Origin of the sequence: Paenibacillus tritici, assembly GCF_018207515.1 — a bacterium.
Taxonomy (GTDB): domain Bacteria; phylum Bacillota; class Bacilli; order Paenibacillales; family Paenibacillaceae; genus Paenibacillus_AQ; species Paenibacillus_AQ tritici.
This window is the reverse complement of the sequence record NZ_CP073365.1, coordinates 2,027,799-2,043,028: the sequence shown is the minus strand read 5'-3', so window position 1 is coordinate 2,043,028 and position 15,230 is coordinate 2,027,799. Positions and strand designations below refer to the sequence as shown.

At 53.0% G+C, this 15,230-nt stretch carries 10 protein-coding genes; all 10 read right to left on the bottom strand.

Features of this window, described 5'->3' with window-relative positions; genetic code table 11:
- Positions 1 to 819: 819 nt before the first annotated feature.
- The 10 genes from pulA to KDC22_RS08555 all read right to left on the bottom strand — a co-directional run bounded on the left by pulA (position 820) and on the right by KDC22_RS08555 (position 15,140).
- A complete protein-coding gene (gene pulA / locus KDC22_RS08600; protein WP_211722734.1) occupies positions 820 to 3,246 on the bottom strand; it encodes a type I pullulanase in 2,427 nt (808 codons plus the stop codon).
- A gap of 326 nt (positions 3,247 to 3,572) precedes the next feature.
- Complete coding sequence (locus KDC22_RS08595; protein WP_343221960.1) at positions 3,573 to 4,820, bottom strand: MFS transporter; 1,248 nt, start codon at positions 4,818 to 4,820, stop codon at positions 3,573 to 3,575.
- Between the two features lie 201 nt (positions 4,821 to 5,021).
- The gene (gene ptsP / locus KDC22_RS08590) at positions 5,022 to 6,734 is read right to left on the bottom strand and encodes a phosphoenolpyruvate--protein phosphotransferase (RefSeq protein ID WP_211722732.1); all 1,713 of its coding nucleotides are present in this window, start codon (positions 6,732 to 6,734) and stop codon (positions 5,022 to 5,024) included.
- Positions 6,727 to 7,002 (bottom strand): HPr family phosphocarrier protein, encoded by a 276-nt coding sequence (locus KDC22_RS08585; protein WP_039309348.1) that lies wholly within the window; start codon positions 7,000 to 7,002, stop codon positions 6,727 to 6,729. The genes ptsP and KDC22_RS08585 overlap by 8 nt, the downstream gene beginning before the upstream one ends.
- Before the next feature lie 99 nt (positions 7,003 to 7,101).
- Complete coding sequence (ptsG, locus tag KDC22_RS08580) at positions 7,102 to 9,159, bottom strand: glucose-specific PTS transporter subunit IIBC (protein WP_211722731.1); 2,058 nt, start codon at positions 9,157 to 9,159, stop codon at positions 7,102 to 7,104.
- Positions 9,160 to 9,410: 251 nt separating this feature from the next.
- A complete protein-coding gene (glcT, locus tag KDC22_RS08575; protein ID WP_173138120.1) occupies positions 9,411 to 10,274 on the bottom strand; it encodes a glucose PTS transporter transcription antiterminator GlcT in 864 nt (287 codons plus the stop codon).
- A 111-nt stretch (positions 10,275 to 10,385) separates the two neighbouring features.
- The gene (locus KDC22_RS08570) at positions 10,386 to 12,014 is read right to left on the bottom strand and encodes a hypothetical protein (RefSeq protein WP_211722730.1); all 1,629 of its coding nucleotides are present in this window, start codon (positions 12,012 to 12,014) and stop codon (positions 10,386 to 10,388) included.
- On the bottom strand, positions 11,998 to 12,705 hold the full coding sequence (locus KDC22_RS08565) for an ABC transporter ATP-binding protein (RefSeq protein WP_173138124.1): 708 nt from the start codon (positions 12,703 to 12,705) through the stop codon (positions 11,998 to 12,000). The genes KDC22_RS08570 and KDC22_RS08565 overlap by 17 nt, the downstream gene beginning before the upstream one ends.
- Before the next feature lie 324 nt (positions 12,706 to 13,029).
- Positions 13,030 to 14,604: a flotillin lipid rafts scaffold protein FloT gene (floT, locus tag KDC22_RS08560; protein ID WP_211722729.1), complete on the bottom strand. Its 1,575-nt coding sequence runs from the start codon at positions 14,602 to 14,604 to the stop codon at positions 13,030 to 13,032.
- On the bottom strand, positions 14,604 to 15,140 hold the full coding sequence (locus KDC22_RS08555; protein ID WP_211722728.1) for an NfeD family membrane protein: 537 nt from the start codon (positions 15,138 to 15,140) through the stop codon (positions 14,604 to 14,606). The genes floT and KDC22_RS08555 overlap by 1 nt, the downstream gene beginning before the upstream one ends.
- Positions 15,141 to 15,230 lie beyond the last annotated feature (90 nt).

Genomic DNA, 15,230 nt, shown 5'->3' with positions numbered 1-15,230 from the left:
TACTCATTTGGCCCGCGTTCTGCGGATTCAGGTGCATTAATACCCCTCATTTACTCATTTGGCCAGCACCCGGCGCATTCAGGTGCACTAATGCTCTTTATTTCCACATTTGGCCCGGACCCGGCGCATTCAGGTGCACTAATGCTCTTCATTTACTTATTTGGCCTGCGTCCGGCGGATTCAGGTGCACTAATACCCCTCATTTACTCATTTGGTCCGCGTCCGGCGCATTCAGGTGCACTAATGCTCTTCATTTACTCATTTGGCCCACGTTCGGCGGATTCAGGTGCACTAATGCTCTTCATTTTCATATTTGGCCAGCACCCGGCGCATTCAGGTGCACTATTACCCCTCATTTACTCATTTGGCCCGCGTCCAGCTAATTCAGAGGGATAAATCCCTTTCATTCCCTCACTCTGCCCACTTTCGGCGCATTCAGAGGGATTTATCCCTTTCATTTCCGCACTCAGCCCACTTTCGGCGCATTCAGAGGGATTTATCCCTTTCATTTCCACTCTCAGCCCACTTCCAGCATATTCAGAGGGATTTATCCCTTTCATTCACTCACTCTGCCCACTTTCGGCGCATACAAAGGGATTTATCCCTCTCATTTCCGCACTCAGCCCACTTCCGGCACATTCAGAGGGATTTATCCCTTTCATTTCCACTCTCAGCCCACTTCCGGCGCATTCAGGGGGATTTATCCCTTTCATTTCAAATCTACCTCACAATAAAAAAGCTATCCTGCGCCCCCTAAAAAGGGGACAAGCAGAATAGCTCTCAGCTCTTAGCCCCAAGCTCCAGCTTCTAACTCACGACTCAACCGCTCCGCTCAAGCGGTCCTTCGGAGTGGCTCAATTCGCCATGGACCACATCGGCGTGGCCCTCGTCCGCCTGCCGGCGGTCGCTGACCCTGACCTTAACCGGCTCCTCGCTGCCGGAGCAGTCGATGAAGCGGTCTCCGGCGCCGTCCTTCTGTTCCCAGTCGTTCAGCCGGAGAATGTAGCCGATCGAAGACGTCTCCGGCAGCACCTCAATCCGGGCGACCGCATGACCGTCCTCCATGTGCTGGAAGTCCCGTTGTCCATCCTGTATGCCTGTACCCCATACCCAGAGATTCCAGCCCCGGTAATCGCCATCCGGCCGTTCATAATGAACCTCCACTACCTTCGATCTTGGCTCGGGTTCACCATATTTATCATAGAGTACCATCATCGACAGTCCGGCAATCTCAATGCTGCCGCTATCCGTCTGCCGGAAGGCCTCCGGTCCGGCATGGGTATGATCAACTACGATGTTCCAGCCCCCGGAAGCTTCCGGGAGATACTGGGTGACTGGTTCCATGTTGGCATTGTAGATCACCACTATATTACTCCATGAATCGCCGCCGGCATGATTCTTCAGCATATAGGCGACAACGCCGCCGTCACAGCGCAGGAACTCAAGGCTGCGCTCAATCTCCTGGCGGCCGTGCAGGCGGAAAGCCGGATGGCTCCGCCGCAGCTCAATCAGGCCTTTGTAATAGTTAAATACCGCAATGAACCTCTTCTTGTTCTCCCAGCGGATCGCGTTGATACAATCAGGGCTGCGGTAGCTGTTATGATCACCGTATTTGCTGCGAAGCAGCTCATCCCCGGCATGGAGGAACGGAATTCCCTGCGAGGTCAGAATGATTCCGTTAGCCAGCAAGGAACGGCGGACCGTCTCATTCTCCAGCACATCCTCGGGATCAACGGCAAAGTAAGGATTAGCCCGCTCCACTGCGGCCTGAAGATCACCTCCGCCCCGGAGTCTGCCATTCTCCAGATCCGGCAGCCCGGCTTCCCCGCGGAGTCCCTGGGTAGCCAGAATTTTGTCCCACAGATTAAGATTATCATGTGCGGTTACATAGTTGACCGTCTCTACAGGCGCATCGGTGAATTCATGAATGGCCCCTTTCACCCCGGAAGCCACTGCGCCTTCTTTGCCGTATTCTCCGGTAGCGAAGCCCTTGCCCCAGCCGTCACTGTCTCCCTTAAGGGCAGCGCGGAAGTTGTCATTGAAGACGGCATAGCCTTTACCGCGCTGAACGCCCTTCAGTGTCTTGGTTGCAAGCGGAGAGTCTCCGCCTGTCCAAGGCTCACCGTAGAGCAGCAGATCCGGATTAATCTCCAGCCGCAGCTCTTCGGTAATCTCACGCATGGTTACACTGTCCATCAGTCCCATCAGATCGAAGCGGAACCCGTCGATATGGTATTCCGAAGCCCAGTAGGACAACGAATCCTTGATATATTTGCGGACCATCGGCCGTTCCGTAGCCAGCTCATTGCCGACACCCGAGCCGTTCGAGAGCCTGCCGCTCTGGTCGTGACGGTAATAATAATCCGGCACCAGCGGCTGGAAGGGCCCCTTCTCCAGACCATACGTATGATTGTAGACCACATCCATAATGACCGAGATGCCATGGCTGTGGAGCGCCTGTACCATCTCCTTGAATTCACGGATACGGGTAAGCGGGTTAGCCGGATCTGTGCTGTAGGAGCCCTCTGGCACATTATAATGCTGCGGATCATATCCCCAGTTATAGTCCGTGAAGACCGCAGACGCCGGTTCTTCACCCGGAGTCCCCAGCTCATCCACTGTCTGATAGTCGAAGACCGGCATCAGATGTACATGGGTAATACCCAGCTCTGCCAGATGGTCAATGCCCAGCGCATGACCCGCAGCATCCCGCAGTCCTGTTTCGGTGAATGCTTTGAATTTCCCTGCGTGCTTAAGACAAGAGCTCTGATGTGCCGAGAAGTCCCGTACATGCAGCTCATAGATGATAGCATCAGCCGGATGCGGCAGAACTGGAGAAGCATCGCGGTCCCAGCCCTCCGGGTCCGTCTCCGCCAGATCCACAATCGCCGTACGCAGGCCATTAGCCGATACAGCAGTTGCATATGGATCTGCCGCTTCATTAATAGATCCGTCGGCAAATACGGCCCGGTACATATAATATTTACCCTTCAGGTTACCGGGAACCCGGATCTCCCACACCCCGCCCTCAGAGCGCTGCATGCCAAGGATTTTGCCGCCGTCCTTAACCTTTCCATCCTGGGGAGTGATCCCGTGGCCGCCTGTAGCATACAATACAAGCGATACTGTAAATGCAGTAGGTGCCCAGACTTTGAATACACAGAATTCCGCAGTATACGTTAAACCGAGGTCATTGCCTTCATAGGTCTCAATTACGGGCTCTGCTTCGATATAATTGCTATTCATTGACATTCACCATCCTAATGCTCTCCGCCATATTCCCCGGAAAACGAATCATTCTATTACTTTCAAGCTATATCCACATCATGCACAACTAATACTTGTACTTGCACTGCTCTGCAAGCGGATTACGCGGGATTTCCTTCAAAGGGTTCATTGTATAATATGTAACATTATAGTCACAGGTTTGGGTTAAGGGTAGATTTGTACCCCTGTGATATACCCTATATCGGCATTCAGTTCCCGGGATTTAAGCTAATTAAGTTATAGCCGCTAGTTAATCGGAAGTATACTTGTCTCACCGCCCGATTACAATTGTAAAATCTCCCAGATCATACGGACCGCTTCCGCAGCAGCCTCCCATATAACGCGATGACAGGAAGCAAGAGGATGCCTGCGGACAGCAGCGAAGCTCTGATGGAGATCCTGCTGCCGATGTAACCCACAGCCGGACCGCCTGCGCTCTGGCCCAGGGCATCGGATTGACTGATCATGGACAACAGGGTGGCGCGGTTCTGTGACGGCAGCTTCGTGTTCAGCCAGGTCGTATAGACAGGTTCGCTCACGGAAGTCACTACCCCCAGGATCAGCACAGCCCCAATGGCCCAGTAGAAATCAGATGCAAACACCAGCAGCAGAATACAGCCCATGCGGAGTAATGTCAGCAGGAACAAGGCGGCCGCTACCTGGCGCTCCCGCTCCAAATCAATGACCTTTCCGGCAATATAGACAGCCAGCATACCCAGAAGGGTCGTTGCTGCACTGATCAGCCCGAACCCTGTTGCCACAGAGAACACCGTCTCCGGAAAGCCGACTTCATTCATCAGATAGACTTGCCACAGGCGGTCATATCCCTCAGACGCAGCACCACTAAATAAAGTTACAACGGTCAGCAGCAGAAGCAGCGGATGATGCCTTAGTATGGATGCACCGCTGATCCAGGTCTTGCCCAGCTCACGGACAGGAGATGAATGAGGCAGACGCTCCCTGCGGGTGAACCCCGTTTCCTTCATATAGCGGATCAAGACCAATCCCAGGATGAAATAGAAAACCCCGCCCGCCAGAAATGGCATGTTAGGCGCCAGCATGGTTAAACCTACGCCGATGGCGATGCCCAGGAGAGAAGCGCTTAACGCGAAGATTTTGGAACGCAGAAAGAGGCTTCCCGTCGACTCCTCATCCAGCTCATCAACAATCCAGGCCGTATCTGCCCCGCTGACGAACGTCCAGCCGATTCCAAACAGCATCTGGGAGACCACCAGCCAGCCAAATGCGGGGAGAAAGGAAGCCGGCTGCATGATCCAGATAATACTCCCTTCCAGGACAAAAGCACTTCCCAGCACGAACATTCCAATAATAACCGACAGTCTGCGGCTGTATGTATCGGCAACCACCCCGGTAATCCCCTCGAATATAAGCACCGTTATCTCCAGTACCGTTCCTACCAGCACCAATTGAAACGGATTTAACCGCAGCTCAGAAACATAATAAATACTGTAGGTTGTAAATATCGTACTGCTTGCCAATGACATCATAAAAACGATGAACAAATAAATCTGTGATGCACTAAACCTCTGCACAATAAACCACCCTCCAAAGCTGTAAAGACTGAATTCGGGAACTTAATCCTTCAATCTGCCCGGTAATGGATTTATTATATAAAATACTGCCAAAACAAGCTGTTCCCAGTTTGTTTTAAACTAAAAAATAAAAAAACGGCCCCCGAGATCGGAGGCCGGCAAAGTAGTTGGAAAAGTGTGAAGCGTAAACAGACGAACGGATTAATTCACGCGGGCTTGCACCAGTGCCGCTACTTCCTCGGCAGTGCCGAGCTGCAGCGCCTGGGCGGCCATATCCTTCATATCCGCAGCAGAGAGCTTAGCGATCTGACTGCGCGCCGGAAGGATGGAGGTAGCGCTCATGCTGAATTCATCCAGGCCCAGACCCAGCAGCAGAGGAATAGCTGTAGAGTCACCGGCCATTTCACCGCACATGCCGGTCCATTTGCCTTCGGCGTGTGCAGCGTCGATCACGATTTTGACCAGACGCAGAATCGCCGGGTTGTATGGCTGATACAGGTAGGATACCCGTTCATTCATACGGTCCGCAGCCATTGTATATTGAATAAGGTCGTTGGTGCCGATACTGAAGAAATCCACTTCTTTGGCGAACTGGTCCGCCAGCACAGCAGTCGAAGGAATCTCAACCATGATACCGAGCTGAATGTTGTCCGATACTTCCTTGCCTTCTTCACGCAGCTTGGCTTTCTCTTCCAGCAGCAGATCACGGGCTGCACGGAATTCGCCAAGGGTGGCGATCATCGGGAACATAATCCGCAGGTCACCGTGTGCGCTTGCTCGCAGCAAGGCACGAAGCTGGGTGCGGAAGATATCCTGACGGTCCAGACAGAGACGGATCGCCCGGAAGCCCAGGAACGGATTCATCTCCTTCGGCAGATCCAGATAAGGCAATTCCTTGTCCCCGCCGATATCCAGCGTACGAACCACTACCGGCTTGCCTTGCATGTTCTCAAGCACAGTGCGGTAGGCGTTGTACTGAATCTCTTCATAAGGCAGCTTGTCGCGGCCCATGTACAGGAACTCTGTACGGTACAAGCCTACGCCTTCGCCGCCGTTCTCAATCACGCCAGTGACATCATTCGGAGTACCGATATTAGCAGCCAGCTCTACATGTTTGCCGTCAGCGGATACGGTAGGCTCATCACGGAGCTTCTTCCACTCAGCAATCTGCAGATCATAGGCTGCCTGCTTCGCAGTGTACTCAGCAACTTCGGCTTCCGAAGGGTTGATCAGCACATCGCCGTTCAGACCATCAACGATGATCAGATCGCCGGATTTGACCAGGGACAAAACATTCTTGGTCCCTACAACTGCCGGAATCTCCAGGGAACGGGCCATAATCGCCGAGTGGGAAGTCCGGCCGCCGATGTTGGTCGTGAAGCCTTTGACGAAATTGCGGTTAAGCTGTGCGGTATCCGAAGGTGTCAAGTCCATCGCAATGACGATAACCTCTTCACTGATCTCTGCCGGGCTCACATAATGAATGCCAAGCAGGTGGTTCAGCACACGTTTGGTGACGTCACGCATATCGGCTGCACGTTCCTGCAGGTATGCGCTTTTCATGTTCTGGAACATTTCTACAAACTGGGTGGCTACTTCATTCAAGGCATAGTCCGCATTAACCGATTCCTCACGGATTTTATCCATTACAGGCGTAATCAGCTCAGGGTCATCAAGGATCAGCAGATGGGATTCAAAAATCTCCGCCTTCTTCTCGCCAAGCTCAGCCAGGGTACGCTCTTTGATCGCCTGAAGCTCGCCTCTGGATTTGTCCAGGGCATCCTTCAGCTTCGCAAGCTCAGCATCTACATCAGTAATTGCTGTTTTGGTAATGGTATAGTCCGGATGTTCCAGGATAAAGGCACGGGCTACTGCAATACCTGCGGAAGCCGCGATTCCTGAAATTTTATTCATGGACCTCTCCCAGCCCTTCTTTAACCATAATCTCTTGTAATGCGCTGAGTGCTTCGGCTTCTTCACTGCCTTCAGTAATCAGGGTAAGGGTATCTCCTGCTTCAAGGCCCAGGGACAGAACGCCCAGGATCGACTTGAGTGTTACTTTTTTGCCTTTGGCTTCCGCAAAAGCCTCGGTGCCTTTGAATTTTGTAGCTGTATTTACCAGCGCTGTTGCCGGACGTGCGTGAATTCCATCTTCGTCAATAATTCTGAAAGTTGTTTGCATAATAATATCCAACTCGCTTTCTGTTAATTTGGGATCTTATTTATGGTGAAGGCTAACGCTTCCCTTCATTATAATGGAAGCGTTTCGCCTTTGCACATTTTACTGAATGGTGATGATATCTTTATCGCCGATGACCACTTTACCCGGCTTCTTCAGGGTAACGGAGGAGCCTTCAGGCAGATTGGAGAAAATAACCGGAGAAATGACGGAAGGTGCATGGGCCTTCACGTACTCCAGATCCACTTCCATAATCGGCTGTCCGGCAGCTACCAGATCGCCTTCCTCTACCAGAACCGTGAAGCCCTGGCCCTTAAGCTTAACCGTATTGACCCCGATATGAACAAGGACTTCCTTGCCGCCGTCCGACATAATGCCGATCGCGTGTTTGCTCGGGAACACGTTGAATACCTTGCCGTATACCGGCGAAGCAATCTTGCCGTCTTCGGAGAGGAAGGCGAAGCCGTCACCGGTCATTTTCTGCGAGAAGACCGCATCAGGAACCTGTGTAATATCCATCAGCTCACCGTTCACCGGGGATACGATATCCTCGGCAATAATAGCTTCACCCTGCTCGCCGGCCTGCTGCTCAAGCTCCGGCTTAGGCGCTACAGGAGCAGCAGCCGGTGTTCTGCCGTTCATCACATCCTGAATCTGGGACTTGATCGTGTCCGAACGTGTTCCGAAGATCGCTTGTACGTTGTTACCCACTTCAAGAACACCAGAAGCACCCAGTTTCTTCAGACGGTTCTTATCTACGCCCGCTTTGTCCTTGACTTCGACACGCAGACGCGTGATGCAGGCATCCAGATGGGTAATGTTCTCTTTGCCGCCCAGGGCAGACAGAATGTTGCGCGGGAGATCGTCGCCCGTCTTGGATACACTCTCTGTGCTGACTTCTTCAGCATCGTCCGAGGCATCTTCACGGCCCGGAGTCTTCAGGTTGAACTTGCGGATGACAAAGCGGAATCCGAAGTAGTAGATCACCGCAAGCACCAGACCTACCGGAATCACCAGCCACCAGGCGGTACGGTTCGGAATGACACCGAACAGCACATAGTCGATGAAGCCGCCGGAGAAGGTCATCCCGATTTTGACACCAAGGATGTGCATGGTCATGAAGGACAGACCGGCAAACACGGCATGGACTGCGAATAGCAGCGGAGCTACGAACAGGAATGAGAATTCCAGCGGCTCCGTAATCCCTGTCAGGAACGAAGTCAGTGCAGCCGAGACCATCAAGCTGCCGACAATCCGTCTGTTCTCAGGCTTGGACTCGTGGTAGATCGCAAGGGCCGCAGCCGGAAGGCCGAACATCATGAACGGATATTTACCTGTAGTAAATGTACCCGCTGTGAAATCCACACCGTCACGAAGCTGCTGCATGAAGATTCGCTGGTCCCCGCGGATCAGATCTCCTGCCTTGTCTACATAACTTCCGAATTCATACCAGAATGGCGAATAGAAGATATGGTGCAGGCCGAACGGAATCAGGGAACGCTCGATGACCCCGAAGATAAAGGCCGACAGCGTCAGGTTGGTATTGATCATACTCTGTGACACATAGTTCAGACCGTGCTGGATCGGCGGCCATACCAGTGTCAATGCAAGACCGAGAATCAGGGAGGTCACCGCCGTCATAATCGGTACGAAACGTTTTCCCGCGAAGAAGCCGAGATACGACGGCAATTCTATACGGAAGAACCTTTTGTACATGGATGCGGCCAATATCCCGACCAGGATACCACCGAACACCCCGGTTTGCAAGGTGGGAATCCCCAGCACACTGGAATACGAGAAATCCTTCCACGTTAGCACATAAGCATTGACACCGACTACCGTACCCATGGTTACGTTCATCACCAAGAAGCCGATAATCGCGGCCAGCCCGGCCACGCCTTCCCCCCCGGCCAGCCCGATGGCTACGCCGACGGCAAAGAGCAGGGACAGGTTATCGAATACGATTTGCCCGGAGTTCATTAGTACCGTGGCAATGGCCTGTACTATATTATTCTCCAGTGCAGGCACGTATTGCAGGAAGTCCGGATTCACCAGCATGTTCCCGATTCCGAGCAGCAAGCCCGCTGCAGGCAGAATGGCAACAGGAAGCATAAGCGCTTTACCGACTCTCTGCAGAACGCCAAATAATTTTTTGAACATTCAAGGTCACTTCCTACTCCTAAATTTCTTTCAACAGAAGCCAAAAAAGGCATGAGCAATACAGCACATAGATTGCCCGGCTAACGCTAACGTTAGAGTACCCCGAGTTGGGGCAGGACAACCATAATACTGTAAATCACTCATGCCTGATCGTATCAGTTACACGTTTGTATTCTGCTTCTGTTTCATAACAGGGATCATTGTAGCACCATTGATTTGAAGTTGCAACCCCAAAAATCGCTAAAGCCGGTCTACTCCTCCATCCCTGTCTCATCTTCCTTCTTCTGGGCAAGACGCTGCAGATGAATCGTCAGGTAGCTTACCTCCGCAGGATAGACCGGTATATGCACACGCTGCTCGATCACCTTGGTCAGCTTCCAGGCAAGCATGTACATCTCGGGATATTCCCGCTTCATTAATCCGTCCAGCGACGACGTCTCACGGACCGTCTCCCCCCGGCGAAGCCGTTCCAGCACAAACCGTAAATGGGTCACCAGTCTCGAATAGTCCAGAGATTCTCGCGGAATGCGGTATTCCAGGCTATCCTCCACCAGCCCGACCATATCTCCGATTAGCTGGGAATGCTGCTTCACCTCAGAGATATGCCGGTTGCTCAGCGCACTGACAATATGGAGGGCCACGAACCCGATCTCATCCGGCGGGAGCGTAACCTCCATGACTTCATTGATGCGTTCCACCGCATACTCCGCCAGGCTATATTCCTCGGGGTAAATCTCACGCGTCTCATACAGAAACGGATTATGAATGGCTATATGCTGCTCGCTCCTGCGGATCGCGAAGGAAATATGGTCCGTAAGCGCGATATGGATATGTTCGTTCAGCGGCTGGCGGCTGCTCTGCATAATATGCAGTACAATCTCCTGAACCACCTCAATCAGCTTCTCGTCAACCTGCGGCACCAACTGCTTATATTGCTCCTGCTCCTCCTGGCTCCGCAGAATGAACATCTTCTCCACAGAGGACAGGTTGATCCGGTCCCGCGTTTTGCGGTTGAAGCCGATCCCCTTGCCAATGACGACAACCTCGGCATGCTGGGGATGCTCGGCAATGATCACATTATTATTAAGCACCTTGGCCACTGTAATGCTGCTCACTTGCGACACCTCTTTTAATTCTGAATACCCGATTTATTCTGGCAGCACGATACCTACTATCATAACATCAAGAATCTCAAATTAGAAGGGTACGGCAAGGAGCATGGAGGCTTATTTCACCCTAAATGTCCGGCCTGAGAATTTATAGACCAATACCAGAGCGGCCAGCATATAGACAGCGGCAGAGAGCACTACAACCCAAGCGAACATCCCGGGTTCACTCCTGAACTGCATCGCGATGAATCCTATCGCCAGCACTACACTGTTCACAATCGTGAAGAACGGATTCTTCACATTCAGCTCCGTGCTGTACGGCTGGAAAATATAGTACATGAACAGATGATGCACCGAGAAGAACAGGGACAACGCCAGGATCGTCACGCAGAAGATCACCGCATCCGCCGCACCCCAGCTCTCCCCGGACAACAGCAGCAGCACGTTGACAGCAAGGCAGATCGCTGCCGCCGGAATCAGATTGAGCACGCTGAGACGCAGCAGCCGAATCCGGAAGTTGCTCAGGATAGCCGATTGTTCCCGGTAGAATCCGTAGCGCAGCAGACTGAGATCGCAGTTGTAGAACATAGCTTTACATAGGCGTTCACCAATGGAGGTATAGTTCATAACGATCAGGAAGGTCGGCAAAGCGCTGATCAGATAATGGGCCAGCTTGGTAAAAGTTGCATGCGACAATAGCATCGTCAGCAATGCAGCGGCGAACAGCGCACCAATAATAACCAGCCGCCGCTGAATCGGACTGGTGAGCAGCCGCCGGTGGCGCGAGAAGAAGATCGCATTCAGGTAAGCATACCCGCTTTTCCCCTCGAATGGACCCGGTTTCAGCTGCTCAGCCGTGTATTGCTGCTCCTGGGTCGCAACTTCTTTTACGCGCGCCTCCTTCATCATCCGTCCCATATCCAGCAGCGGATCATCTATTTTGGTAACCGCATCGACTGCGTTCTGGTAGCCCGCATACCGGGCAATATAAACTGCACTAAGTGTGCCCAGCACCATGACACTCAGCACTACAGGCAGGTTGAACAGCATCCCGCTGTCCACCACGGCGAAGCCGGGCAGCAGTGGAATATAAGCCAGCAGGTAACCTATGCCGATAGCGGTCCAGACCACGCCTGTTTTTTTGATGACAACGATGCCGTAGCGGTCAAAAATCCACAGATGCAGCGCCTCGCAAGCAGCCCGCCAGAAGGCCAGCAGCAGCGCAAGAACAACCCCGTGCCACAGCGGAGCGCCCAGCAGGCTCCCGAAGACCATCATCGCCGGAATAAACGTGACCAGGAAGCTGACTCCGCGCAGGGTCAGTGTGGTCCGCATATACCTCTCCGCAGGCAGCCTCATCAGCTTCACGAATATGTATTTATCCCGCTTCGGCTCCAGAATAATGACGCTTGACACCGCACCAACCAGGAAGCTTAGACACAGCAGAATCTGCAGATAGAGCTGGTACTGAACAGAGAGGGATAAGGTAATATCATTGCCGATGAACTTCACCGGAAGATAGATCATGATCCCGAGATAAGCAAATTTGGTCAGAAAGGCCATGAGTACCTTCAGAATATGCACGACAACGGATAAGGTCTGCTTAAGCGCAGTCTCCGCATAGACGGAAGCCGGGACCCGCTTGCCAAGCACCGGGAGCTTACGGACATAGAACATGAGCCGGTTCGCGCCGGACATCCCCCGCACTTCCAGAATCGCCTTCAGCGTCCTAATCATGGTCCTCATCCTTCAGCAGGGCAATGATCTGCTCCTCAAATTCCGGACTGTGCAGGGTCTCAGCAGGAATCTCCCGCAGCGTACCGTTATTCAGAATGACCAGCTCATCGCAGAGATCGGCGGCCAATTGCAGAATATGGGTGGAGAAAATAATGATATGGTCCTGCTTCATCTCACGCAGCAGCTTCTTGATCTCCAGGGCCACCACGACATCAAACGAGGTTAACGGCTCGTCCAGCAGGATCAGCGGCGGGCGGGAAATGATGAAGCAGAGCATCTGGATCTTGTTCTTCATCCCGTGGGAATACCCCTTGATCAGGCGGTGCCTGTCCTCCTCCTCAAAGCGGATGATATCGAAATATTCCTCAATGGTTCGCCCCGGCCCGATTTTGTCCTTATTGATGTCCATATAGAACTTCACAAACTCGTAGCCCGTCAGGAAATCAGGCAGAATCGGCAAGGAAAAGACGTAGCCGATCTCCTCTTCCAAGAGCGGAAGACTCACCTCGTCCCGCCGCAGAAAAGCCCCGCCGCTATCCATGCGGATCTCCCCGCTCAGGCAGTTGAACAATGAGGTTTTACCTGCGCCGTTCCGGCCGAGCAGGCCATAAATTTTGCCTTGCTCAAAGGTAAAGTCAATGCCCTTCAGTACTTCCCTGCCGTCAAAGCTCTTGCGTATATTATCCAGTATGAGCTCCATGCCTCTACCTCCGTTTCAGCGTGAAAGATAAAGAATCTCTGCTTATATAAGATGCACTTAAGAGTTAAACTTGAAGCTTCATCGTCACTGCGGTGAACATTTGGACTTCCGGCCGCTGTTGTCCCCAGATTTCTTGATTTATTCCGCTCTTCGCGGTGGAAATCCGGTGACAAAGGCGGTCGCTACCGCTCCTACAGTTCCAAATTTCCCCTCCGCTTCTTTTGCTTTTTGTTTATTTCTATAGTGCCTCTTATATAGTTAAATTCTTCTAAAAAAGGTATGACTGGCGGGTAATGCTGCCAGCCATACCTGGTTGCTGCGCTGTTATCCCTCAGGCTGTTCCGCCGGGCCGGCCGGAGCAGCCGGGGGTACATGAGCGGGTCTGCTGACCACAGTGGTTATAGGTGCTGCTGTATGTCTGACAACGTCCTTATGCTCGGACTTGCCCTTGGTCAGTCCTTTGATCAACGCCTCGACGTCAATGCCGGACACGCTTTTGAGCATCTCAGGAGCGGTGGACATGAGCTGGGTCACATAATTGCTGACCCGCGCAGCCCCTTCACCGTTGCCCGTATCCACCACAGTCAGCTTGTCGATAGATGCCAGCGGCTCGGCAATCTTGCCAGCCAGCTCAGGCAGCATTTTGACGATAATATCGAGTACTGCCGCTTCGCCGAATTTCTGGAAGGCTTCCGCGAGCTTCTCCTTGGCTTCCGCTTCCGCCAGACCGCGCAGCCGGATAACCTCGGACTCCGCTTTACCCTTAGCCAGCTCGGCATCGGCGATCGCCTGACCTTCCAGACGTTTCTGCTCGGAGGTTGCCTTGGCCTGAGTCTCAATACTGTACTGCAGCGCATCGGCTTCACGCATCCGCTTGGCCTTATCGGCTTCAGCCGCCTGCTCAACCGCATAACGGTCCGCTTCCGCTTTCTTCTTCACTTCTGCATCATATTGCTTCTCACGTACCTGAATTTCCTTCGCCTGGATATCAATCTCGCGTTCCTTGCGGACCAGCTCGACCTTCATCTGCTCTTCCACCACGGTCTGCTTGGCACGAGCCTCCTGAATATGGTACGCCTGGTCGGCTTCCGCTTTGGCGGTATCCTGATCACGCTTGAACGCCGCCACCTTCAATTGGTTCTCCTTGGATGCTTCAGCGATATTGGTATCGCGCAGCAGCTCTGCCTTCTGCCCCTGCTCTTCAGCATTGGCCTTCTGAATCCGCGCATCACGCACCGCTTCAGCTTCCGCAATCTCCGCATCCCGCTTCACTGCGGCAATCCGCGGCTTACCGAGCGCTTCGAGATACCCGTGCTTGTCGCGCACATCCTTGATGGTGAATGAGACAATCTGGAGTCCCATCTTCTTAAGATCACGGGCGGCTACGCCTTGAACCTCCTGCGCGAACCGGTCACGGTTGCGGTAGACCTCTTCCACGGTCATCGTTCCGAGAATCGCCCGCAGATGCCCTTCCAGCACTTCCTGCGCTTCGCTCTTCAGCGATTCAATCGGCTTCCCCATGAACTGCTCGGCAGCTGTTGCAACATCCTCGGTGGAGCTGCCCACCTTGATAATCGCCACCCCATCGGCAATAACCGGTACGCCTTGCTCGGTGTAGACCTCTGGGGTCGTCACATCGAGCTTGTGGGAGAGCAGGGACATGAACTCCGCCTTCTGGAAGACGGGCAGAATGAACGCACCGCCGCCGCGGACGATTTTGATTTTGCGGCCGGAGCCGTCATCCGAGATATGATTCTTGCCCAGGAAGGAACCGGTGACAATCATGCCTTCGTCCGGGCCTACCGTCTTGTAACGCGCCCAGAACGCAAGTCCGAGTACAAGCAATACAGCGATCACTACTGCGGGTATGAATATGTTCTCTGGAATATAATCCATCATTAAGAATCCACTCCTCTTCTCTCTTCGAATTCAGATACAAGGGCTACACCTTCGCGAACTTCTACGACTACAACCTTGATCCCGGCCGGCAGTGCTTGCTGTTCGAAGCTGGCTGCCGTATGCAGACTGTTACTTGCCCCGAACTTCACCATGATCTCACCATAGCCTGCGCCGGGAACCGGAATGGTTACCTCGCCGATCCTGCCCGGCAGCTCGCTCATGGAGAACCCGCTGGACATCTCACTGTTCCTCATCGGCTTCACTACCACCAGGTGCATGACCACTCCCATGAATGCCGCAATCAGCAGAGACAAGGCAAGAATTACGCCATCTTCCAGTCCGCTGTAGCGGTTAAGCAGCATTCCTGCTCCGCCGAATACAGTTATCCCTCCTGCCAATAGGGTAGGATTCAGGAAATCGAAGGATACAATGTCAAAAACCCCGTGCAGCGCACTCCCGATCAGGTCACCAATCACCACACTGACTACGGCAAATAAAACACCAAGTGTCAAACAGCCCAAATACAGCGTTTGCATTATAGTCTCCTCCCGTCGATACTTCCGGACTGCCATACTACTATAAACGCAGCAACCATGCCCTTGGTTTCACAAAGTTGGGTGTAACTC